Here is a 23,428-nt window from a genome sequence, read left to right as displayed (position 1 = left end):
CTCCTGCGGAAGGCGGTCCCCTCTATGGGGGCACCCTCGACTGCCCCACAGGACCGCTGCCGAGCCACAGTCCCCCCCCAGCGGGCAGGGACCTGCGGACTCACCGGCTTGCAACCGGAACCGGGGCGTCGGAACCCGCCACCGCCCTTCCTGTCGTATGCCTCCGCCCCTGATGAACGCAAGGAACGAGACACGAGGCGGCAGGACCGGGGTGACGGCACCGAGACGGTCAACGACGAGAGCGACGAACCGCTCCCCGCACCCCATTCGCCTCGCCCGATGACGTTGCTGCCATCCCGCCCGGAAACTCCGCCGGGGCGCACCGCAGCTCCGTGAATGAGTCGGCCTTCTGCTCGTCATTACCCCCGGGGGCCTCGACGGCACAGGCCTCATTCCGGACCTCGAACGCCTCGCCGCACTCATCAGCGGGCATCCCGACCCGCGAGCAGGAGGTGGCAGCCGGTGCATGACGTCGCACTTATCACCACCCCGAGGCGATGCCCCGCCGTCTACGGCACCGCGCGCAAAGAGGCCCTGGCCAAGCTCACCGAGAAGATCGCCGCCAGCAAGCGCGGCGTCCCCGTCCCGTCCGCGCAGGGCAGCGTGGCCGCGTACCTGACGTACTGGCTGGAGAGCGTCGCCGTACACGACCTCCGCGAGAACACCCACACCCGCTACACCGCCTGCGAACACCGGCACCTCGTTTCCGGCCTCGGCAAGAAGAAGCTCACCAAGCTCACCGCCAAGGACGTCCGCACCTGGCTCAACCAGCTCCGCACCACCTGCCAGTGCTGCACCCGCGGCATTGAAGCCCGGCGCGACCAACCCCGCTGCTGCGCCGCCGGCCAGTGCTGCCACGAACTGCTCTCCCCGCTGGCGCTCACCTACATTCACTTCGTCCTCAAGTCCGCCCTGGATCACGCCGTCCGCGAGGAAGAGATCCCGCGCAACGTCGCCCGCAACGTCCGCACCGGCACCTCACGACCCCGCCGCTTCGAACCCCTCACCGCCGACGAGGCCCGCCAATTCCTCGCGGCCACGCGCGGACACCGGTTGCACGCGCTGTTCGAACTCGCCCTCCACACCGGACTCCGCAAGGGCGAACTCCTCGGCCTGCACTGGGAAGACCTCGACCTCGACGCTGGTACTGCCGCCATCCGCCGTACCTTGCAGCGCACCAGCAGGGGCGGACTCACCACGCTGCCCACCAAGACCCGGGCCTCCGAACGCCGCATCGCCCTACCCACCCGCTGCGTCCAGTTTCTGAAGCTCCACCACGAACAGCAGCAACACGAGCGCGAGGCAGCAGGCACCGCGTGGCAGCCCAACGGGCACGTCTTCACCACTGCGCAGGGCGGATCGATCGACCCGGCCAACCTCACCCGCGCCTTCACCGCGCTTTTCCGCAAGGCCGGCCTCCGCCGCATCCGCTTCCACGACCTCAGGCACTCGACCGCCACCCTCCTCCTGGAACAGGGCGTCGAACTCGTCGTGATCAAGGAGCTGTTGGGCCACGCCCACATCGGCGTCACCGCCGGCGTCTACGCCCACGTACGACTCCGCCTCCAACGCCAAGCCATCGACACCCTGGGCCACGCCCTGGGCACAACCGACGCCCCAGACGATCCGCCCTCGACAGCAGTCGTCCGCTGACGTTGCCGTCAGCGTTGCCGTCAAACGCCATATGGGCCCCGCCCGGGTGTTCTTCCGGGCGGGGCCCATATGCATTGATCTGAACGGCCAGCGTCAGCGTAAGGCGAGGAAATCGCCCACGAGAAGGCTACTCGGAAACGTTCAGCCCGACCAGTTCTGGCCGCTTCTCGCGGGCCCCCCAGTCCAAGATCTCACTTAGTTTCGTGGACAGGCTCGCAATATCGACTCCCGAATCACGCAGGTCCACTTCCACGACAGCCGAGGTTTCAAGAATCTCCGCGTCTTCAGTTGTGAACTCCAGGGCCAGCAGCGTGCCGTTAAGCTGCACACGCCGCAGACAGCCGTAAACCGTGAACCCCTGCTCGTTCGAGACGTTGTAGGAGTCCATTCCAGACTGCACTTCCTGCTCGTCCGGCTCATAGGTGGATCGCTGGATCGAGAATGATCTCCGAACGCCAGCGTCGTCGATCCCGCTGACGCCTACTTCAAGGGCCTCCTCATCCTCGTAGTCCTCAAAGAACCCGACCTCTGTGGCGGTCAGTCTCATCCTTAGCCCCTCGCCTTCCACGTTCCGGCGCCCTTGGCTCCGTCCCATGTATACGTAACCGTCACTCCCAATTCCCGGACCATGCGGTTCATTGCTCCCTTACACCTTGAGCAGGGCGGAAGCTGGCCTTGCATCGTCACCGCGTCACCAGGACTCAACGGGTACTTACCAGCGAACGGATCGTTCGGAAGCGAGACCTTCGGTCCTGTAGAGGCACCTGCCATACGCGAGAACCGGTGCTCCGTGTGCGTGAAAGCGGAATTATTGGGATAGCCGAGAGCAGCCTCCTCCGGAGTCATGTCACCGCTCTCCAGCTTCACATCGACACGCGTGCTCCCGTCAGGAGCTGTCGCGGTGATATCGCACATGTGGCCGCTGCCGCCGGTGTTATGAACGAGTACGGGAGTGGCCCCCGCCAGCACATAGTACGTGTGGATACTGGTAATGGTCAGGTCGTGGGTGCGCTGGCGCTTTTCGAACTGGCGTGTGTGCTCGACTGTGACCAGGTCGCCGTCGGCGGTGCGGAGGGTCATGCCGCGCTTCAGGTCGCCGGCTTCGATCCAGCGCTTCTCGGATGCCACCCAGAAGGGGTGGGTCGTGGTGGAGACCAGCTTCTCCGCTGCCGCCGACTCACCGGCGATCAGCAGGTCGACGAACTGCTTGTCGTCCTCGGTGACGATGGTGCCGGCCACCTCGCGGACCGTGGTCTCGCCGGTGTCGGGGTCCGTGACGACGACCTGGTCGCCGAGTTCCACGTCCTCGATGGGCTTGGTCGTTCCGTCGGCCAGGAGCACGCCCGTGCCGGGCAGGAAGCTGTGCGGAACCGGGCAGGAGCCCTGCTCCTTCGCCTGGCTTCGCTTCGCCTTTTCCAACTGGGCTTTCGCCTTGGTCAGGACCTCTTTCGATTTTCGTACTGCGGAGCTGGATTCCTTCCACTTGTTGTAGCCGTCCCACATCTCGTCCAGGAGACCGACGACCGTCTTGCCCAGGTCGATGGCCTGACCGGGTCTGTACCAGTACTTCGCGACGAACTTGCCGGCCAGCCCGCCGACGAAACTTCCCGCGATGTTCAGGGCCGTCTCTCCGCAGGCGGCCAGGTCCCCGCTGGACAGGCAGTCGAACGCCGCCGTGACCCCCAACTCGTCAGCGACGATCTTGACCAGTTTCTTCGCCGCGGACTTGATCTGATTCCTGGCGTCGGAAAGCTGGGTCTCCGCCCTGCCCACGTCCGAGGTGGCGACATCCACGTGCGACTGCGCCTGCTGTACGGCACCGGGCTTCTTCGGTGGCGGTATCGGCTTTCCGCCACGGCACTGGATCTCGCCGGTCATGCACTCGGCGGGAGCCAGCCCACTCGGGTCCGACAGCGTCACGGGGCTGTTGTTCGCGTAGGCGTAGCCGTTCATCTGCTGCGGCTGCGTATGGTCGATGAGCGGGTCGACCGAGATGAACTTCCCGAGGGTGGGGTCGTATTCGCGGGCACCGAGGTGTGTGAGGCCCGTCGACTTGTCGATCGTCCCGCCGACGTAGCCCTTCTCGCCGGGCCATGTGCCTGTGGCGCTGCCCCGCTCGACGCCGTACGGGTCGAAGCGGCGTTGGGAGACCGCCCCCGTCGCGGCGTCGATCGCCACCTCGCCTGTGCCGTGGTGATCCGCGGCGATGAAGGAGACCTTGTTGTCGTCGGTGCGGACCGCGACCGTCTGGCCCGCGAACGTGTAGTAGCGGGTGGCCTCGGTCTTGGTTCCGTCGGCGGAGAGCTTCAGCTCCATGCCGGGCAGATACACCGTCGTGCCGGTGGGGTCCTTGCGCTGGACGCGGTTGCCGCCTGCGTCGTAGAGGTAGCTGGTCTCCTCGCCGTTGGCTTTCGTCGCCTTGGCCAGTCTCCCCCGGTCGTCCCAGTCGAGGGTCTGGGCGTCGCCCCCGATGACCCGCTTGGTGGTGTTCCCGGCCGCGTCGTACTCGTACGTCGACTGCCGGTCGCCCGTCGGGGTGTTCTCGACGACCTTCGTGAGCTGGTGCGGGCCGTCGCCGGCCGCTCCCGCCGCACCGTAGGTGTAGGTGCGGGTGACGTTCTTCGACGCGTTCAGAGAGGTGTCGTGCACCGTCTCCGACGTGCGGTTGCCGATGGCGTCGGTGGCGTACGACTTCCAGTACGGGGCCGGGCCGCCGAGGGGGCCCGACCCGGGCGCGGGCTCGCACGCCGCCGGTACGGAGCCGCTGACGGGGGCGGCCGATCCGACGGTGCCGGCGCCGGAGGCGCTCTCCCGTGTGGCGGCCGGGGTCCATGCCGACGCCAGTCGCTGGCGGCCGTCGTAGCGGAAGCACTGGACGTCGGGTGCGGACGGGTTCGCCACGTCCGAGGTCGACAGGACGTTGCCCGCCTGGTCGTAGGAGTAGCTCACCTCCTTCACCAGCGGCGACGCGATCCCCTGGACGTTCACGGTGGAGCGGACGAGGCGGTCGGTCCCCTTCTCGTAGTCGAAGCCGAGGAACACCTTCTTGCCCGATCCGGTGAAGAGCTCCAGCTGCTGCACCTGGCTGCGGCCCGAGTAGCGCGTGTCGGCTACGTAACCCGCCATCGATGTGGGCCGCTGAAGGTGGTCGTACCCGTAGACGACGTTCTCCGAAGGCAGTTTCCCGGCCGCCGGGTGGCCCGAGGACTGGAGGGTGCCGTCACGGTTGTACGACGAGGAGAAGGTGTAGGTACCGGCCAGGGCGCCCTGCGATGCCGGCACGATGTAGGAGGTCTGCAGCGGACGGTAGAGGGCGTCCATCGACTGCACACGGGAAGCGAAGTACTCGTCGGGGGAGACATAGCTCAACGAGGCGTACGCCTCACCGAGCCACCCTGCCTTGTCGTACCGCGTCTCCGTGAGCTTCGTTCCGGTGAGCGGCTCTCCCCGCCAGGTCGTCTCGACCCGGCCCAGCTTGTCGTAGACGGTGGACGTCTTCCTGCCCCGAGCATCGGTGACGGAGACGGGCCGGTCCATGGCGTCGTAGGCCGTCGTCGTGGTGCCGGCGTCCGGGTCGGTGCTCCGCGTCTTGCGCCCCAGCTGGTCGTACTCGTAGTGCCAGGAGTTCCCCTTGGCGTCCGTGACCGTCTTGAGGTGACCGACGGGGGTGTAGTCGTACGTCGTGGTGTCGTAGCCGAGCAAGGCGTCCGGGTTGTCACCGCGGTAGTGCCACACCGCGGACGTCCTGCCCTGCCGGTCCTTGATCGTGGTCGTGGCCGTCCCGCCGGTCGGCGGATCGGTGTGGGTGCGCTCGCCGTCGTACCGCGTCGTCGTGCGCCACTGTTCGAACCCGGCGTAGGCGTGGATCTCCGCTGTCTGGCGGCCGAGGCCATCGTGCTCGAAGAGCGTCTGTGCTCCGACCTCCCCGTTGTGGACGAGCAGCAACTCGTTCGACGGCAGGCCGGCGGCACGGTAGGTGGCGTGGGTCTTCTTCGTCTGCCCGGCCGGGCCGTAGAAGATGTCGGCCACCATCCGGGTGCCGTCCGGCCCCTCGGTCTGCATCTGACGGGGCCGCAGGAGGCTGTCGAAGTGCTCGTACTCCGTGCCGTACTTGCCCTGGTGGTCGATCTTCTGGGTCCTGATGACGACGGTCTTGTCCTGGCGGACGTCGTACGAGTACGTGATGCTCGGCGTCTCGGGCTTCGGCCGGTCGGCCGGCCACACGGACGTGAGGCGTCCGAGGCCGTCGTAGGCGAAGTCGGTCCGTCGACCGTTCGCGTCGCTCTCGCCCGACGACGCTCCCCAGGCCGGTGCGAAGTCACGGGTGGTGACGTGACCCAACGCGTTGGTCGTCCGGGTCCGCGAGGTCAGGTCGTTGGTGTGGGTGTACTCGGTCTTGGTCTGCGCACCCACCGGGTCGGTCTGCAGCAGGGGGCGGCCGAAGGCGTCGTACGTGGTCGTGCCCGTGACGGCGTAGGTCGCGGCCGTGCCACTGTGCGAGACGAGGCGGTCGGTCTTCGTCACGTCACCGGCTTTGGGCGCGTCCCCGAAGTCCCCTCCGTCGTACGCGGTGCGCTCATCGGCATGGACCTGCGTCCTGCGGTCGGGTGTCGCGCCGCAGCCGACACCGACGACCTCGCTTCGGTAGGGCAGGGACAGGATGTGCTCGGTCGGGTTGTCCGCGTACCACAGGCGCGTGCAGGTGTCGTCGGACGGAGTGGACACGTCTCCCTGGTCGTCGACCAGCGTGGTCCGGCCCGTCGCGTTCGACGTCTCGTACGTGGTCGTCGACTTCGTCTCCCGCCACGTCCCGTCGGACAGCAGGTTGAACCCTCGGCCGACCTGCGTTCGCACGATCGCGGCGCGCCTGGTTCCCCAGCTCTTGGTCTCCGTCGCGGTGTGATGCTTCCACGGGACGTTGATCGCCCTTGCGACGATCTTTCCTCCCGCCCACGTTGCGGACTCCAGTTCGTGGCCCGCGAACTCCTCGGCGTCGGTGTGGACGGTCTTGGTGGAGTCGGTGACGTCCGCGGAGCGCGTACCTCCGTCAGGTGCCTCGTCGCCGTCCATGCCCTGCATGTACGTGTAGTCGATGCGGGTCTTCTGCTGCGCGGCGGTACCGCTGGTGACCGTGACCTTGTCGTACCCCTGCCAGCTTCCCCACGTCAGGAACTTGGCGTCGGTGATGCCGTCGGGCTCGGCCTTGCGCCAGGCCCCCTTGCCTCGGGTGTAGTCGTAGCGGGTGACGTTGCTGTCGCCGCCACCGGTGCGGTCCGTTTCGATGATCTCGGCGACGGCGTACTTGTGGAACCAGTCCGTGATCGGCTCGATCGTGCCGGGCGGTGACCATTTCACCGGGTAGCAGCGCTTCGTCGAGGACCCCGGTGCCGGCAGGGCGCCCGCGGTGCACTCGGTGGGCGCGTAGTTGACGTCGAGCTGGGCGCCCGTCTCGCTCAGTACGGTGGCCAGACGTGGACGGTGGAACGGGGCGATGTTGTCACCGACCGCGTCGACGCGGTTGATCAGCTGCTCGCCGACGAGTTCCACGGAGGGCACCTTGAGCGGTGCGCCGACACGCCCCTCGTGCCCGAGCTTCGACAGCCACAGCGTCTTGGAGTCGTCCCCGTTGTCGAGGAAGAGGTGCGTGAGGGTCCAGGCGTCCACATCCTGGTAGGTGGTGGCGTCCTTGCGCATCTGGGTGGTGATGCCGGTCAGGCGCTTCGTCGTCCAGAAGGTCTGGCCGACGGTGCACTTCGTACCGGTCTTGCACTCCTGGTCGACCGGGACGTCGGGCCAGTGGGCCGCGTTCGTCTTGGTGCGTTTGGCCTCGGCACAGTCGAAAGCGGTCGTCGGGAGGCAGCGCTCGGCGGTGGTGAAGGCGACACGGGCAGGAGCCTTCGCCGCGTAGACCGCCCCGTCCCGCTGGCCGTAGTCGATGCGCTTGAGGTAGCCGCCGCGGTGGTAGGGGGTGCCGTTGACGTCCGTCTTGCCGTTGAGGGCGTAGTGGTTCGTCTCGGGCTGGTAGTAGTAGGACATCACGTTGCCGTGGGTGTCCTTGACGTAGTCGAGGTTCCAACGCCACGCCTGCTTGCAGTGGGCGCTGGTGAAGGTGGCGTTGTGGCACGGCTCGCCGGCGTCGTCACCGAAGACGGGGACCGTCCAGGCGGAGGCGGTCTCCTCGTTGCCTGCGGCCCAGCCGGGGAGCCGGTTCCGTCCGAAGTAGTACTCGGTGCCGTCGGTGGTGGTGACGCGCCAGTACTCGTTGTCGTTGTCCCCGTTCGTGGTGTCGGTGAGCTTCTCGACCCTGGAGCCTTCGTCCGAGGCCAAGTGCCAGCGGCCGGTCTTGTCGTCCTTGACGAGCTCGGTGGCGCTGCCGTTGAGGAGGATGGTGGCGTTGTCGAACGCCCAGCACTGCTCACCGGAGCCGGCGTGTCCGTCGTCGGCGCAGGGCTTGTAGCGGCGCTCGATGTACCCGGGTTCGTAGGAGAAGCCCTCGCCGATCCAGGAGCCCTGGTTGTTCGTCGCCGCGGTGCGTCCGTCGGCGGACTGGGACGAGTAGCTCAGGCCCAGGCTCGGCACCTGACCGCCCGGGGTCGGCACCGTACGGAGCGGATAGCTCCACGAGAAGCCGCCCGACGACGGGGAGACGTTCCAACTCGCCGAGGGGGCGAGGGCCGTCGCCTTGAAGGTCCCTTGCGCCGAGGCCGGTCCGGAGGACACGGCGATCAGCGGGGTGCCCGCGACCGCCATGGTGGTGGTACCAGTGGTACCGGGAGCGGCCGTGACGTCGGCCGCCAGGGTGCGGTGCTCCGCGTCGTTCACGGTCGGCAGCGGCTTGGGTGTCTCGGGACAAGCCTTGGAGCCGGGTGTGGCGTACGCGGCGCAGGCCGGAAGCTGGACGAGGTGCAGCCGGGAGCCGTAACCGCCTCCGTACCCCTCGGCGAAGGACGAGTAGTCGACGGTGATGCGGACCTTGGCAGCCTTCTCGCCGTCATCGGCCCGCGCCACCCGGATGAGGGTGCTCACTCCCAGGGTGGCTGCTCGGGCCGGGTCGAGGACGGCCACGTCCACCTTGCCGGGTGCGTCTACCGGTGCTCCGGAGGAGGGCGCGGCGGAGCTGTCCGTGGCCTTGGCGGCGGGGCGGTCGAGCGCCGCGACGGACACGGGCAGACCGCCCGGTCTGCCCGTGAGCGGCTTGCTCGCGCCGGGTGCCGTGACAGGTATGGCCGCACTGCCCTGCTTCGGCCACGTCGCCGCGTCGAGCCTGCCGATCGCGGTCTGGCGAGCCGGGTCGGGTGGGCGCGGAGCGGCTTTCGCGTCGGTGCCGTCGACCGGATCGCCGAAGTCCTGGACGCTTGGGCGGGCCCACGCCGTGTCATCGGTCCGGGCGACGGCCTGGACGGTGGATCCGGTCAGCGCGAGAGTGAGGCCGAGCGCGGTCGCGGTCAGTGACCGCCTCGGCAACCGGTGCCGCAACGAGCGGCCACGAAGGGACATCAGAAGATCTCCGGGAGGTCGTTGGAAGAGCGGTCCGCGGGCGGGTGTGCCGCCGCACGCCGGCGGCACACACGGCGGGCGCTCAGATGTCGTTCTGCGGTACGAGACCGGCCATTCGCTGCACCGCTGTCAGGTCGGCGGCCCCCTCGTAGGCGCGGACCTCGTCGATGGCTCCGGCGAAGTACTCGCCGTCCGTGCCGATCACCGTGCGGCCGACCTGCATTCCTCGGACGGCTTCCCACAACGTGGTGTCGTTGCCCTTCGCGGTGGTCGCCAACTGGCCTTCCACATAGAGGCGCACTTCGTTGGCGAAGGCGTCGTACACCACGGCCAGGTGTTGTCCTGATCCGGAGTTGTCCGGTCGCTCCTGATCGTCCGTGAAGACGCTGACCGACGCGGACGGCTCGTCCGACTGGGCGATGGCGAGCTGCCACGTGGGGAGCCGGCCGTCCTTGCCCGGTACGTAGCGCACGGCGAGGCGGTCCGCGTGGGTACCGGGGAGGGACAGCACGGTCTGTGGCGCGGCGGCGTCGATGGTGGTCAGTTGCGCCCTGACGGCGACCGTGAAGCTCTTGCCGCCGGTGATGGGCGGGCTCGCGGTGGCCGCGTGGTCGCCCTTGCCGTCGAGGACCAGGTGTCCCTCTCCGATGAGTGCCGCCTCGTCCTCCAGAGGATCCGTCGGACGGTAGACGTGTGCGTCGCCGTTCAGCTGGAGTGGGGTACCGCCACCCGCCTCGGGCGAGGCTCCGCCCGTCGCGGTGTCCAGCGGCCAGTAGCCCTTCCGCTCCGGCTTGACGGTCACCAGCTCCGCCACCTGTGCGGCGGGCAGGACCCGGTCGAAGACCCGTACGTCGGCGAGGTCACCCGTGAAGTGGTCGCGATAACCGGTCTTGGCGGTGGCTCGGCCGATCTGCAGGGGCCCGTAGGACCTCCACGGGGAGAGCCGCGGCGAGCTTCCCTTCATCGTCTGGTTGACGTACAGCTGCAGTTGCCCCCGTTGGGCGTCGTAGACGCCGGTCAACAGGACCCACTGGTCCTTCAGGACGGTGAGGCCGGTGGCGGCGGCCCGCCACTCACCGATGGTGTCGACGTCGGTACGCGGGACGGAGAAGGCCCATGTCCTCGCGATGGCGTTGTAACCGAGCTCGAAGCCGGGCTCCCCCGTACCGTCCTGGCTGACGACGGTCATGTCGCGGCTGAGGTCGGTCGGTCGGACCCAGGCGCTGACGGTGAAACCGCCCGCCGTGTCGAGGACGGTCTGACCGGCGTCCAGATACGCCCCGGTGGTGCCGTCGAGGTGGGCCGCCGCGTCCACCTTGCCGCCCGGTCCCGCGACCCCGAAGCTGACCCCCGAGCCCGCGGACGCGGAGAACGTCTGCTGTTCGTCGTGGGCCTCGTCGCTGCCGGCCGGGTCGGCGAGGTTCCATTGGGCCGCGGCGGCCCTTCCCTCGCTCACGTTGAACTCGTAGCGGTGCACCGTGCCGGGGTTCTCCGCCTTGTCGACGGCGACGACTTCCAGCCAGTGAGGCCCCGACCGGGTCGGCATCCACCGTACTGACGCCGGTCCGCCCGGTGTGGCGGCGGTGACCGTGGTGGCGGGGGACGCGGTGGAGTCGAAGGCGTACCGGTACTTCACCACGTCGGTGTCCGGGATGGCGTCGTTGCGGTTCGGCGAGAAGGTGAAGGTGCCGTAGGTGCCCACGCCATCGTGGTAGACGGTGTCCGAGGGGTATTGCTCGGACAGGACGTTCGGCTTGCCGGGGAGCGTGGCGTCGTAGATGAACTCGCACGCGGCCGTCGACCAGGGTCCCCAACCGTCGCCGTCGAACGCGCGGGCGCTCCACGAGATGACGCGGTTCTGCGGGATGGACCTGACGTCGTGGACGAACTTCGTGCCCGGTACGGGTGCCATGTAGCCGGTGTCGGCGGTGTAGGAGCGGGCGGCACCCGCGCTGTCCACCCAGGCGACCTTGAACTGGACCTTCACCTTGTCGGTGAGGCCGCCCGCGTGGTCGGGGTCGCGGGCCTCGGTCGAGATCCTGGGGGGCACCTCGGTGTACGGGCGTGCGGCGCCGCTCTTGCAGCCGCCGCCCGGGTTGCTGGACATCATCGCCGCGGTGATCGCCGTGGGCAGGGTGTTGTAGCTGACCGAGAGGTAGGCGTTGCCGCAGACGCGCTTCCACTGGGCGAAGGTGCCTTCGTCCTCGGCGCGCAGGCCGAGCGACATCGAGGACCAGTTGGCGTTCGCGGCGGACCTGACCTGGGTGGTGAGTTCGCCGGTGGACCCGCTCTCGAAGTGCAGGTTGGCCTGGCCGGAACAGCTGCTCGGGGAGATCGCGCGGTTGACGGTCTGCAGGTGCTCGGTCCACAGCCCACTCGTGTTGGACCAGTTGCTGGACGCCGTGACCGTCTGGTTCGCCCCGCCGATGCGGTACAGCTGGACGGGTGCGGCGGTCGGCTGGGCCTGGTAGATGTGCGTGACGCGCGCGGAGAACGTCGCTCCGAGGATCTGCTTGCCGCGGAAGAAGGACGTCGGGACAGTGAACAGCACCCGCCGGACGCCGACGCCGTTGCAGGAGACCGGGTTGTAGTCGGTGGGACAGCGGCCCACGCCGGCTCCGTCGCTGTACTTCCAGTCCTGTTCGGTGGGCATGCCGGACATGACGCCGGTCCAGGCGCTGCGCGAGGCGGTGCGCTGGAGCGGGTCGATGACGACGGGGAACACGGTGTCGGGGCTGGTGAGGAGCGTCCGGTCGGGGACGAGCGTGAGTCGGTCCTTGCCGATGTCCACGCCGAGGTGCCCGGTGCGACCCCCACCGCCGGGTCCTTCGAGGGCCGGCGCGGGGGCGGGCGCGTCGGCGGCGAGGGCGCGGGCGACAGCCTTGGCCCCCTGTGGCTTCGCGACTGCCTCCTCCACCGAGGCGGAGTCCCACATGGAGGGCTTGCCCGCCTGGAAGACGGTGCCGCCGACGGCTGCGTCCTCCGCCTTCAGGGCTCCGGTCGGGTCCTTCGTCACCTTCAGGCCCTTGGTCCGCAGGCCGAGGTCGATGCCGGCGAGCCGGTGGTCTTCCGCCGCCTGGGGGGTCTTCACGACGAGGAGATGAGCGAAGCCGTCGGGTTCGGCCCGCACCGTCAGGTCGACGCCCGGGAGGGCGTCGACGTAGGTGGCCGTGTCTCCCTTCAGAACCGGTGCCGTGAGCTTGCCGTACGGCCAGGTGAGGGCGAACTCGCGGCCCGCGCGGCGGAGCGTCGCGAAGGGCTTGCCGGCCTCGCCCGAGGAGATGGCGAGGTCGACGGTGGTGGCCCGGGGGGTGATGGTGCCGTCGGGGTGGCGGACCAGGGTGGGGTCGACGGCGGTCCACGTGCCGTCACGGACGGCGCGTACCGGCTCGGTGTACTCGCGTGCCGTGAAGGTGCCGTCGGGTTCGGCGAAGACGTCGCGGCGCTCGCCGCGCAAGCCGAGCACCTCGACCCTCTCGCCGCTCTCGCGTGCGGCGGCCTTGGCCGTTTCCTCGGTGGCGGCGGGGCCGGGCGCCGGGCGAGCGGCGGCAGTCGTGCGGGGGTCGTCCGGGTGGGTGGGCTCGGGGAGCCCGGTGAGCCCGGCGGCGAAGACAGCGGTGGCGGTCGCGGCCACCGCCGCCCCGCGCAGCAGGGCGTTGCGGCGTATCCGCGTCGACACGGTGTCCCTTTCCTCGTCGGTGGTCCGGTCCCGTGGGTGGTGCGGCCGGGTCACCGGGCCACCGCGCCGAACGCGCCGTCGCCCGCGGGGATGCCGCCGTCGCCGGGCTTCCAGGTCTGGGTCGGGGCCCCGCCCGTGCTGACGTTCCAGGGGTAGGCGTGGACGGCGTGGTCCTCGGCCGGCCCGTACGGCATGCCGACGAGGAGCGCCGTTTGCTGTGCGCCGAGGCTGATGCCCGCGAACCGGCGGGCCGCGGGTACGGCGGGGATGCCGGCACCGGGCTCGATCCAGGCGTCACCGGCGCCGGGGGCGCCGAGAAGCGGGAAGATCTGGACGCCGCCCTGGTCGGGGTGCTCCTGGGACGACTCCTCGCCCGGTGCGCCGACGGCGAGACGCATGGTGGAGGCCGACCCGACGGCGGACGGATTGGTGTTGACGGCGGCCAGGGTCTGTCCGAAGGCGTCGCCGGGTTCGGCTTCCCCGCCCACGTCGGCGGTGTTCTGATCGATCCAGTCGAGGTGGGTGACGCCGCCCGCGGCCGAGATCAGGTAGGTCTGCACGGCTCCGGCGTCCATGACGTCGGCGAGGTCCTCGCCGGGGATGCCGACGGCGAGGAGGAACGCGTTCGCCGTAGGTGATGTCCAGGGACGGTGGGGGACGAAGGCCAGCGACGTGCCGTAGCGGTCGCCCGTCTCGGCGGACTTCTCCGAACCGACCGCCCGCTCCTGCCCCATGCCGAAGCTGGGTGCGGGGATGCCGTCGGTGTTGACGGAGGCACGGAACGCCATGACGACCCCGGCCGACAGGTCGGAGTCGACGGACTCACCGGGGACACCGACGACGAAGTAGTTGCCGCTTGCGGCGATGGCGGAGCCGAACTGGTCGTAGGCCTCCCGCTCCTCCCACACGCCGGGGCTGTCCTGGTCGAACGAGACGGCGGTGAAGCCGGGGCCGTACACGGCGGAGACCAGGCCGCTGTCGGTCTTGCCCGCGACGTCCTCGCCGGGGGCGCCGATGACCAGGTAAGGGACGCCGGTGGCCGAAGTGGTCGTGGCGACGGCGTGGCCGACCCAGTCCTCCGCTTCGGCGGTCTCGCCGAGGCGCGCACCCTGCCGGAAGCCCTTGTCGGCCGTCCCCTGGCCGATGCCCAGCACCGAGCCGTGGATCAGGTGCACGAGACCCGCGTCGACGACGGTGTCGATGTCTTCGAGCGGAATGCCTACCGCGAGGTCGCTGCAGCCGTCCTGGTCGGCGTCGTACACGGCGAACGACGAACCGAACCGGTCACCGGGCTCCGCGCCGTCCGAGACGTTCGGCATGTTCTGGTGCACCTGTACGGTTCCCTTGCCGCCGCCCAGGACCACGTGGAGCTGACCGGCCTCCTCGATGCCGTCCACCGCTGCATGCGGATCGGCGATGACGGTGTCCCGATGGCCGTCGCCGTTGAAATCGCTGTCCACGCCTCCGGCGCAGGTCGCGGCGGCCGCGGCCGGTTGGCCGGCTCCCGCCCCGATACCCACTGCCAGACACGCGGCCGAAATGACCCCGACGGCCAGACGCCGCCAGGACCCCCCTGAGCCGGACATGTAATCCCCCACCGAACGAATGTGCGTACGCATAGACCCTGGAGGGTGACCGGGGGGCCACTCAAGGTGATTTCCCGACAAGATCCGAGTCGGACGGTCACGAATGCATCACACAGCGTCCCCAAGGGGTGGCACTTCACTCCCACCCGGACATCTCGACCTGCCCCCGATCCGCAGCACGGGGACGCCGTATGCTCTGGGGATCCGCACGGCCGTCCGACCCGCCGGCGGGGATCCCGAGGTGAAGGTGCAGTGAACATCAACGAGCGGCGGGCCGCGGGCTCGGAATCGATTCTGGTGATCGTTCCGACCTACAACGAGGCCGACAACGTCGAGGCGATCGTCTCCCGGGTGCGCTCCGCCGTCCCCGCGGCGCACGTCCTCGTCGCCGACGACAACAGCCCCGACGGCACCGGCAAGATCGCGGACGAACTCGCCGACGCCGACGACCACGTGCACGTGCTCCACCGCAAGGGCAAGGAGGGGCTGGGCGCCGCCTACCTCGCCGGCTTCGCCTGGGGCATCGAACGGGACTACGACGTCCTCGTGGAGATGGACGCCGACGGCTCCCACCAGCCCGAGGAGCTGCCCCGCCTGCTGACCGCGCTCGACGGTGCCGACCTCGTGCTCGGCTCGCGTTGGGTGCCCGGCGGCAAGGTCGTGAACTGGCCGAAGTCCCGCGAGTTCCTGTCCCGCGGCGGCAGCCTGTACTCCCGTACCCTCCTCGGCGTGCCGATCAAGGACGTGACCGGCGGCTACCGGGCGTTTCGGCGCGAGACGCTGCAGGGGCTCGGCATGGAGCAGGTGGCGTCCCAGGGGTACTGCTTCCAGGTCGACCTGGCGTGGCGCACGGTGAAGGCGGGTTACCGCGTCGTCGAGGTGCCGATCACGTTCGTCGAGCGTGAGCGGGGCGACAGCAAGATGAGCCGCTCCATCGTGGTCGAGGCCCTGTGGCGGGTCACGGCGTGGGGCGTCGCGCACCGCCTCGGCCGGCTCACCGCGCGGCGCTGAGCGCACCCCCGCCCATCCCCAGCGAGGCACCCGTGCCGGCTCGGTCCCCGGGCCGGCACCCAATTCCACAGCGGAGTACGCGCAGATGCCGCCCACGCCTTCCGTCCAGCACGAGTCGCTCCCGGTGCCCGCCCCGCGCTCGGGCCGGTCGTCCCACCGTAGGCGTCATGCGCCCGCGGCGGCACCGGACGAATCGTTTCCGCAGCGGCTGCGGACCGCCGCCTCCCGCGCCTGGCCCGCCCTGCTGGCCTACGTGCTGGTACGCGCCCTGGGCGTCGTGGCGGTGGCCCTGCGCGCCGGTGACGCCGCGCCGGGGCTCGGCACGATGCTCACCCGCACGTACGACGCCGTCTACTACACGCACATAGCCGACCACGGTTACGCGGCGCCCATGACGGACGCGTGCACCGTGCAGGGCCCCCTGTGCAAGTACGCGTTCTTCCCGCTGTACCCGGCCCTCATACGAGGTGGCTCGGTCGTCCTGCCGCTTCCCTCGTCCCAGGTCGCCTGGGGGGTGGCCGTCACCGCCGCACTGCTCGCGGCGTGGGGCGTGTACGCCGTCGTGGAGCGCGTGGCCGGCCGCCGGGCCGCCGTCGTCGCCACCGTGCTGTGGGGCATAGCCCCGCACGCCATGGTGGAGTCCATGGCCTATACGGAGCCCGTCTTCACCGCCCTGTGCGCCTGGGCCCTGTACGGGGCGCTGAGCCACCGCTGGGTGACGGCCGGGGTGCTCGCGTCGCTGGCCGGGCTCACCCGCCCGTCGGGGTCGGCGGTGGTCGCCGCGGTCGTCCTCGCCGCGCTGTGGGCACTGTTCATCGCCCGGCGTACCCCGCCGGAGGGCACTCCCCCAGCCGACCGCACCGGGCCGCTCCTCGCCGCCGTCCTCGTCGCGCCGCTCGGCTGGTTCGCCTGGTTCGCCTGGGTCGGCTATCGGGCGGGCGACTGGCGCGGCTACTTCGAGGTCCAGGAGAAGTGGGGCAGCACTTTCGACGGCGGCGTCTTCACCCTGCACCGCCTCGCGGACGTCTTCCTGAAGCTCCCCCTCAACCTGAACACGGCCGTCGGGGCGGCGACCGTGGTGGCCGCCATGGTGACGTTCGTCATCTGCGTACAGCAGCGGCAGCCGGTCGTCCTGCTGGTCTACGCCGGGATGCTGCTCCTCATCGCGGTCGGCGGGGCCGGGTACTTCCACTCCAAGGCACGCTTCCTGCTGCCCGCCTTCCCGTTGCTCATACCCGCCGCCAAGGCCCTCGCCTCGGCCCGTCCGGCGACCATGTACACGCTGCTCGGCACGGCCGTGGCCGTGTCCACGGCGTACGGTGTCCACCTCATGCTCGTGTGGCCGCACTCGCCGTGACCCGCCGCACGGAGTGCGCGCGGGGCTCCGCGTATGCTCGGCGGTCGAAGAGACTTCCGCCGTCCCCCGAAAGAGACAGCAGAGTGAACTACAGGGTCCAGCCCACCGCCCAGGTCGACGAGACCGCCGAGATCGGGGCCGGGAGCAGCGTCTGGGAACTCGCGCAGATCCGTGAGAACGCCCGGCTCGGGGAAGGCTGCGTGGTCGGCCGCGGCGCGTACGTCGGTACGGGCGTGCGGATCGGTGACAACGTCAAGCTGCAGAACTACGCGCTGGTCTACGAGCCGGCCGAGCTGGGTGACGGGGTGTTCGTCGGCCCCGCCGTGGTGCTGACCAACGACCACAACCCCCGCTCCGTCGACCCCGAGGGCAAGCAGAAGCGCGGCGGCGACTGGGAGGCCGTGGGAGTGAAGGTCGCCGAGGGCGCCTCGCTCGGGGCCCGGTCGGTGTGTGTCGCGCCGGTGCGCGTCGGGCGCTGGGCGATGGTCGCCGCGGGTGCCGTCGTCACGCGCGACGTCCCGGACTTCGGGCTGGTCGTGGGTGTGCCGGCGAAGCGGATCGGGTGGGTCGGCCGGGCCGGTGTGCGGCTGGTCGAGCGGGCCGGTGAGGCGGGCGTCTGGGAGTGCCCGCAGACCGGTGCCGTGTACGTGGAAGAGGACGGCGTCCTCTCCGAGCGCGAGGGCTGACGGCGCCCCGGCCGCGTGCCGGGAGGGGGCACCGCCTTCGGTAGGGTGGTGCCGCCGCGCTGTATCTCCGTATCGAACCCCGTGATGACGCTTCCGCCGCACGGGTGCGCGGCGTGCAGGTGAAAGGGCGAAGGGATCCAGATGAACAGCCACGTGCTCTATCTCGCGCTTGGCACATACCGAGTACGGGCGACCCGCGAGCAGGTGCAGGAGCTCGCGGCCTCGGGGTCCCGGGTCTCCCTGGTGGTGCTGGACGCTCCCGAGTGGCGCGAGGCGCTTCAGGAGCTCGGCCGGGTCGACGGCGTGGACGTGATCCGTGTCGCTCCGGGCAAGGACGGCCACGCGTGGGCGTCCGCCAAGAAGCTCGCCGCCGCGAAGTCGGGCCCGTTCGCGCAGGCCGACGTGATCGTCGCGGGTGACGCCCAGGCGCTGCCCGTGGCCTGGATCGCCAAGCGCCGCCGGCCGGGTGTCGAGCTGCGGCTGGAGCCGCACGGCGCGGGCCGGGTCGTGGAGCCCGCGGACCTGGCGGTGCTGACGCCGTGGTACCCGTCGCCGAACAACCCGTACGCCGGGTCGTTCGTGCAGGCCGCGACGGCGGCGGTGGCCGGGCAGTTCGCCCGGGTGTCCGTCTTCCACACCGAGGACTGGTCCGGTCGCGCGTCGGCCCCGCTCAACGACGCGATCAGGGTGACCGTCGACCGCCTCCAGGAGCGCCGGGCCCTCGGCCACGTGCTGGACGCCGACGAGGGCACGGTCGTCCGCGTCCCGGTGCCGCTCATCCACCGCCGCCTCTACGCGCCCTGGGTCAACGCCCAGGTCAAGGCGTTGCGCAGTGCCCTGCCGACGGGGCAGATCGAGGCGCCCGTCGTCCACGCCCACACCGGCATCTACGGGGGTGTGCTGGCCGCCCGGCTGGCCCGGCCCGACGCCCGTGTCGTGGTGACCGAGCACTCCTCCTTCCTCGACCAGGTCTTCTCGCAGCGCCCGGCCGTGCGGATGTACGCGGAGATGCTGGAGCGCGCCGACGCCGTCCTGTGCGTGAGTTCCGCGCTGCGCGAGCAGGTCGTGGGCCGCTTCCCGGAGTACGCCCACAAGGTGGGCGTGGTGCCGAACGCCATCGCCCTGGACCGCTTCACGCCCGGTGGTGACCGCTCCCCCGAGCTGCTGCGCTGGCTGTACATCGGCCGGCTGGTGCAGCCGAAGGGCGTCGGCGAGTTGCTGGAGGCGTTCGCGACGGTCGCCGCCGACGAGCCGCGCGCGACGCTCACGATGGTCGGTCACGGCCCCGTCGAGGAGGAGCTGCGCGCCCGCGCCGCAGAACTCGGCCTGGGCGAGCGCTTCCGGATCCTGCCGCCCGTCGCGCCGGAGGCCGTGGGCCCGCTGATGCACGAGTACGACCTGCTGGTGCACGCGAGCAAGCGGGAGACCTTCGGGATGACGGTCGTCGAGGCCATCGCCTCCGGCCTGCCCGTGCTCGCCACCCGCAGCGGTGGCCCCGAGGAGACGCTGGCCGGCATCGAGTCGTCGGCCGGTGCGCTGATGGACGTCAGCGACGACCCCCAGGTCATCGTCGACGCGTACCGGGCGCTCCGCGCCCGCGCCACCGAGCTCGACCTGCCCGCGGCGCGCACGGCGCTGGAGGGCCGGGTCGGCTGCGAGGCCGTCGGCAAGCAGCTCGTGGAGGTGTACGGGGGCGCGCTGCCGCCCGTACCGCCCGCGCCGTCCGCCGAGGCGGAGGACGGGGCGACCGAGGTCGCGGAGGCGGCGGAGGCTGCCGAGGACGCGGGGGCGGCCGTCGTCCGCCGCGACGGCGAGCCCGTCGGGCGGGCCGTGGTCCTGGCGCTGACGCCCGCGAAGCCGCGGCGCATCGTCGACTTCGCCAACCACCTGGTGGGCAAGGGCGTCGAGGTCACCCTCGTCACGGCCCAGGCGCCCCTGCTGTGGGAGCGGCTGGACCTGGACCCGAGCGTGCCGGTCGTGAGCGTCGGGGACGCCGAGAAGAAGCTGCGGATCCCGCGCGCCGAGCGGTTCCTCGTGTACCGCGCGCCCCGCGCCGTGCTGCGCCGGGCGCGGCGGCTCGCCGCGAAGAACCGTGAGGCGATCGGCCCCGAGCTGGCCGTGGCGACCGTGCAGCGGGCGCACACGAAGGTCGCCAACGCCTTCCACAAGAAGGTCTTCACCCGCGGCTACAAGGAGGTCAGGCCGCAGCTGTTCGCGCGCATCGCCAAGCGGCGGGTGCTGCCGGAGCTGGGCCTCGACCGGGTGGACACGGTGTTCGTCAGCGACATCAACTCCACGGTGACGGGTTGGAAGTGGGCGAAGTCCCACCCGCACCTGAAGGTGACGACGAGCCTGGACCGCACGGCGTACGACCCGGAGTGACACCGCGGGCGGTGACGCCCCGGCACGAGACGGCACGAGGCCCCCGACCGGATTCCGGTCGGGGGCCTCGTGCCGTGCGTCTCGCGCGTCTCGTGTGTCGCGCGCCGTGCTCGCCGTTCGCGTCGCGCGTCGTGTGCGTCGTGCGCGGGGCGCCGGCGGCGCCGCCTCGGGGGCGGGGCCGCCGGCAGGCCGCAGCCGGCCTCAGTGCTCGACGATCTCCCGCAGGCGCTGCTCGAACGGGGCGAGCGTCGCCTCACGCGTGTAGGTGTCGGCGTGGCGCCGCGCCGCCGCGCGCTGGTCGGGCGTCAGGTCACGGGCGGCCTTGCCCGCGGCGACCATCGACGCGGCCAGCTCCTCGACGTCCAGGCTGTCGGCGTTGAACCACAGCGGGTACCCGTCGAGCACGTCCTGCGCGGCGATGCCGGGCTGGTGGACGGAGACGATCGGGTGCCCGAAGGCCATGTACTCGAAGATCTTGCCGGAGGTGACGTACCTGCCGCCGCCCGCGAGGAAGACGAGGACGTCGGCCTCCTCGTAGACCTTGCCGACCTCGGTCTTGGAGACGGGGCCGCAGTAGCGCAGCCCGGTGTCCTCGACGCCCTCGGGGCGCGGGCCGTCCTGGAGGCCGAGGCGGGCCTTGAGGGCGCCGGGGCTGTTCTTGAAGAAGCCGAGGTGGCCGTGGATCTGCAACTCGGCGTCGGCCAGGTCGGGGTGACGCCGGGCGATCTTGAACGCCTCGGCCATCTCCTCCACCGGCTGCTTCGCGGTGAGCGTGCCGAGGTACGTGAACTTCAGCGGGGCGCGCCGCTCCTGCGCCGCCTCCGCCGCCGCGACCGTCTCCGCCGCCGCGACCGCCTCGGCGGCCGCCGTGTCACCGGCCACCGTGCCGTCTTCGCCGTCACCGGCGGCGGGCAGCTCACCGGCGGCCTTCTCGACGACCTTCGGCAGCACGTCCGCGTCCCAGCCGTTGGGGACGACCATCATGCGGTCGGCGACCTCCGGGTAGCGCTCGGCGTGCCAGCCGCGCAGGGCCTCGTTGACGAAGACGGACGCGGCCGCCTTGCCGATCATGCGCTTCTCCCACGCCCAGGCGATGTGCCCCTCGGGGAAGGCCGGCTCGTCGTGGAAGAGGTCGAGGGTCCAGGAGTCGCGGTAGTCCATGACGTACGGGACGCCCGTGAGCTTGTTGAACAGCCAGGCGGCGCCGAACGAGGCGAACGGGTTGCCGGTGGCGACCACGACGTCGAAGCGGTCCTTGGCGTGCAGCTTCAGCGCCCGCGTGACCGATGCCCACGCCCAGGACGAGTAGCGCTCGGGGAAGAGCTTCGTCTGGCTGAACTGGTAGACGCGCTTGGCCGTCAGCGGGAAGCTGCGCCGCAGCCAGCTGTAGTCGCGCAGGTCCTGCTGCCAGGTGTACTGGTTGAGGGACGGCCGCTCCACGCGGATGCGCGGGTCGACGGTCTTCGACAGCTCCTCGTCGACGGAGCCGATCACGTTGTGGAGGAAGTCCAGCGGGGCCGCGCAGACGGTGACGTCCCAGCCCTTCTCCACAAGGTGGTTGGCGGTGGCGCGGGCGCGGTAGACACCGCTCGCGCGCGACGGGGGGAAGTAGAACGCCAGGTAGAGCACACGGGGGCGCCGTTCGCTACGGTTCTTCATCAGTCTTCCTCGGTTGGGTCAGCGAGCGGCTGAGGTCTGCGGGGCCGTCCGGGCGACGACCGGCGGTACGACGGAATCGACGCTGTAGCACAGGCGCGGGGTTCCCAGGCCCTCGGCGGCCCAGGCGTCCATCATCTCCGCGGCGGTGCGCGTCGACAGGGCGTCGGCGACGACGACGAGGTCGGGGCCGCCCTGCGGGCCGAAGCAGCGGCGGAGGATCATGCGGGCGGCCGCGGTCGGCCAGACCCTGCGGTGCAGCGGCACGAACACGCGGCGGTGCACACGGCCGGCGACCCGCTTCTCGTACGCCGTGAGGGCCTTCCGGGCGCCGGCGCCCAGGGGTCCGCGGCCGACGACGCCGGCGACGCGGCGGGGGCCCTGGTAGAGCACCGCCCGCTCCAGCCTGCGGGGCAGGTGCCTGGCCTCCAGGTCGGCGAGGGTGAGCAGTTCGACTCCGGGGGCGAACACCTCGCTCGCCCAGGGCTGCTTCCGGCCGACCAGGACGACGGCCCGGCCGCCGGCGGCGGCCACCGCGGCGGACTCTTCGACCACGGCCCGCTTGCGCGAGGCGCCGAGGGCCAGGAACAGAACCTGCATGTCACTCCATCACGGGGAGTCGGGGAACCAGAGTCGGTAGTGCGCCCGGGCCACGGCCTCGTAGCCGTAGTCGGCGGCGAGCTTCGCCTGGGCGCGTTCGAGGTCCAGTCCGCCGCCGAGGAAACGGGCGCGCAGGCGCCGGAAGCCCTCGCTGATCGACTCCGCGTTCTCCTCCACGTCGATGAGTTCGCCCGCGGCGTCCTCGATACCGGCGAGGGTCTTCTCGGGGCCGCCGCAGCGGGTGACCAGGAGCGGCATGCCGGCGGCGACGCCCTCGACGATGGTCATGCCGAACGTCTCGTACCGGCTGGGGTGCACCAGCAGGTCGTGGCTCCGCATCAGTCCGAGGGCCTCGTCGTGCGGAATGGAGCCGGGCAGCTTCACCACGTCGGACAGCCCGAGTTCGGCGACGCGCTCGGTGAGCGGGCGGCGCAGCGCGCCCTCGCCCACCATCGTGAGCGTGAGCGTCGGGTCCTCGGCGTGGCACTGGGCGAACGCCTCGACGAGCCACCGGCAGCCCTTGCTCTCCAGGATGCCGCCCAGGTAGAGCCAGTTGCGCAGGTCCTTCACCGGCTCGGCGCGCGGGGCGTCGAAGGAGACCGGGTTGGGGATGCGCCCTATCTTGCCGGCGTGCCGGGGGAACTGCCGCGCGACGGCCTCGGTGACGGGGTCGCCGACGACGAGGAAGCCGGCCGCCCGCTCCAGGACCGCGTCGTAGAGCTCGACGGCCTCGGGGTCCTGGAAGACCTTGTCGAGGAACGAGGCGTGCTCGGTCACGAACACCCTGGCGTCGGGGCGGGCGTTCTGCAGCGCCGCCCATCCGCTGGGGAGTCCCACGTGGGCGTGGACGACGGGCGCGTCGATGGGCTTGCCGCCGAGGACGTGGCGCAGGTGCCGCTCGTGGTTGCGGGCCTGCGCGCCGTAGAGCTGGCCGCGCGGTGTCGTGACGGGGAAGTGGACGAGTTCGGCGCCGCCCGCGGTGGGCACGCGGTGCGCGGCGCGGGCCATGAGCTTGGCGTTGGCCTCCTCGACGGCCTCGGTCGTCGCCGCGTCCATCGCGGCGACCCAGGGGTCACCGTGGTAGACCGTGAGGCTGTCGCAGCCGGGTGCGGTCGCCGCCACCATGTCGTAGACGAAGGAACCCCGGAAAGGCAACTCCCGTGTCGGATACCACGGCGTGACCACGGCTGCATCCCGGGATGCTGCCTGCTTCATGTCGACTTCCTTACGAGATTGCGCGGCGACGCGCCACTTTATCACCGGCCGTGTTCACGGCCGGTGATCCGGACCGGCCCGGACCCGGCCGTGAGGCGGGTCCGGG

At 70.7% G+C, this 23,428-nt stretch carries 11 protein-coding genes and 1 pseudogene; 5 read left to right on the top strand and 7 right to left on the bottom strand.

The window, feature by feature from the left end:
* Positions 1-501 precede the first annotated feature (501 nt).
* Positions 502-1,653 (top strand): annotated as a pseudogene (locus ACF053_RS07285) (tyrosine-type recombinase/integrase); the annotation flags it as partial.
* Positions 1,654-1,780: 127 nt separating this feature from the next.
* On the opposite strand, the gene ACF053_RS07280 reads toward ACF053_RS07285, so the two are convergent.
* The 4 genes from ACF053_RS07280 to ACF053_RS07265 form a co-directional block, all read right to left on the bottom strand.
* On the bottom strand, positions 1,781-2,200 hold the full coding sequence (locus tag ACF053_RS07280; RefSeq protein WP_206283129.1) for an Imm10 family immunity protein: 420 nt from the start codon (positions 2,198-2,200) through the stop codon (positions 1,781-1,783).
* Between the two features lie 2 nt (positions 2,201-2,202).
* On the bottom strand, positions 2,203-9,150 hold the full coding sequence (locus ACF053_RS07275; protein WP_391952952.1) for an RHS repeat-associated core domain-containing protein: 6,948 nt from the start codon (positions 9,148-9,150) through the stop codon (positions 2,203-2,205).
* 82 nt (positions 9,151-9,232) lie between these two features.
* Entirely contained in the window at positions 9,233-12,829 is a 3,597-nt protein-coding gene (locus ACF053_RS07270; protein ID WP_391952951.1) for a LamG domain-containing protein, read from the bottom strand.
* Positions 12,830-12,879: 50 nt separating this feature from the next.
* On the bottom strand, positions 12,880-14,289 hold the full coding sequence (locus tag ACF053_RS07265) for an FG-GAP repeat domain-containing protein (protein ID WP_391952950.1): 1,410 nt from the start codon (positions 14,287-14,289) through the stop codon (positions 12,880-12,882).
* Between the two features lie 378 nt (positions 14,290-14,667).
* Here ACF053_RS07265 and ACF053_RS07260 point away from each other — a divergent pair, with 378 nt between their 5' ends.
* The 4 genes from ACF053_RS07260 to ACF053_RS07245 all read left to right on the top strand — a co-directional run bounded on the left by ACF053_RS07260 (position 14,668) and on the right by ACF053_RS07245 (position 19,851).
* On the top strand, positions 14,668-15,426 hold the full coding sequence (locus ACF053_RS07260) for a polyprenol monophosphomannose synthase (protein ID WP_391952949.1): 759 nt from the start codon (positions 14,668-14,670) through the stop codon (positions 15,424-15,426).
* Between the two features lie 85 nt (positions 15,427-15,511).
* Positions 15,512-16,783 carry a hypothetical protein gene (locus ACF053_RS07255; RefSeq protein WP_391952948.1) on the top strand — a complete coding sequence of 424 codons (1,272 nt, stop codon included), beginning with the start codon at positions 15,512-15,514 and terminating at the stop codon, positions 16,781-16,783.
* 83 nt (positions 16,784-16,866) lie between these two features.
* On the top strand, positions 16,867-17,469 hold the full coding sequence (locus ACF053_RS07250) for an acyltransferase (RefSeq protein WP_058943100.1): 603 nt from the start codon (positions 16,867-16,869) through the stop codon (positions 17,467-17,469).
* Between the two features lie 141 nt (positions 17,470-17,610).
* A complete protein-coding gene (locus ACF053_RS07245; RefSeq protein WP_391952947.1) occupies positions 17,611-19,851 on the top strand; it encodes a glycosyltransferase family 4 protein in 2,241 nt (746 codons plus the stop codon).
* A gap of 201 nt (positions 19,852-20,052) precedes the next feature.
* Here ACF053_RS07245 and ACF053_RS07240 read toward each other — a convergent pair whose 3' ends face one another.
* Genes ACF053_RS07240 through ACF053_RS07230 form a run of 3 tightly spaced genes read right to left on the bottom strand, consistent with a single transcriptional unit; the run spans position 20,053 to position 23,322 of the window.
* Positions 20,053-21,510, bottom strand: coding sequence for a glycosyltransferase (locus ACF053_RS07240; RefSeq protein WP_391952946.1), 1,458 nt, complete (start codon positions 21,508-21,510; stop codon positions 20,053-20,055).
* An 18-nt stretch (positions 21,511-21,528) separates the two neighbouring features.
* The gene (locus ACF053_RS07235; RefSeq protein WP_058943102.1) at positions 21,529-22,107 is read right to left on the bottom strand and encodes a hypothetical protein; all 579 of its coding nucleotides are present in this window, start codon (positions 22,105-22,107) and stop codon (positions 21,529-21,531) included.
* A gap of 9 nt (positions 22,108-22,116) precedes the next feature.
* Positions 22,117-23,322: a glycosyltransferase gene (locus tag ACF053_RS07230; protein ID WP_391952945.1), complete on the bottom strand. Its 1,206-nt coding sequence runs from the start codon at positions 23,320-23,322 to the stop codon at positions 22,117-22,119.
* Positions 23,323-23,428: the final 106 nt, after the last annotated feature.

It is taken from the genome of Streptomyces kanasensis (assembly GCF_043077165.1).
GTDB classification, from domain to species: domain Bacteria; phylum Actinomycetota; class Actinomycetes; order Streptomycetales; family Streptomycetaceae; genus Streptomyces; species Streptomyces changanensis.
This window is presented reverse-complemented; position numbering and strand designations above follow the sequence as displayed.

Bases quoted from the DNA above. Each gene is read 5' to 3' on its own strand.
- ACF053_RS07280 (WP_206283129.1), bottom strand. From the start codon at position 2,200: ATGAGACTGACCGCCACAGAGGTCGGGTTCTTTGAGGACTACGAGGAT.
- ACF053_RS07245 (WP_391952947.1), top strand. From the start codon at position 17,611: ATGAACAGCCACGTGCTCTATCTCGCGCTTGGCACATACCGAGTACGG.
- ACF053_RS07240 (WP_391952946.1), bottom strand. From the start codon at position 21,510: ATGAAGAACCGTAGCGAACGGCGCCCCCGTGTGCTCTACCTGGCGTTC.
- ACF053_RS07255 (WP_391952948.1), top strand. From the start codon at position 15,512: ATGCCGCCCACGCCTTCCGTCCAGCACGAGTCGCTCCCGGTGCCCGCC.
- ACF053_RS07275 (WP_391952952.1), bottom strand. From the start codon at position 9,150: ATGTCCCTTCGTGGCCGCTCGTTGCGGCACCGGTTGCCGAGGCGGTCA.
- ACF053_RS07235 (WP_058943102.1), bottom strand. From the start codon at position 22,107: ATGCAGGTTCTGTTCCTGGCCCTCGGCGCCTCGCGCAAGCGGGCCGTG.
- ACF053_RS07230 (WP_391952945.1), bottom strand. From the start codon at position 23,322: ATGAAGCAGGCAGCATCCCGGGATGCAGCCGTGGTCACGCCGTGGTAT.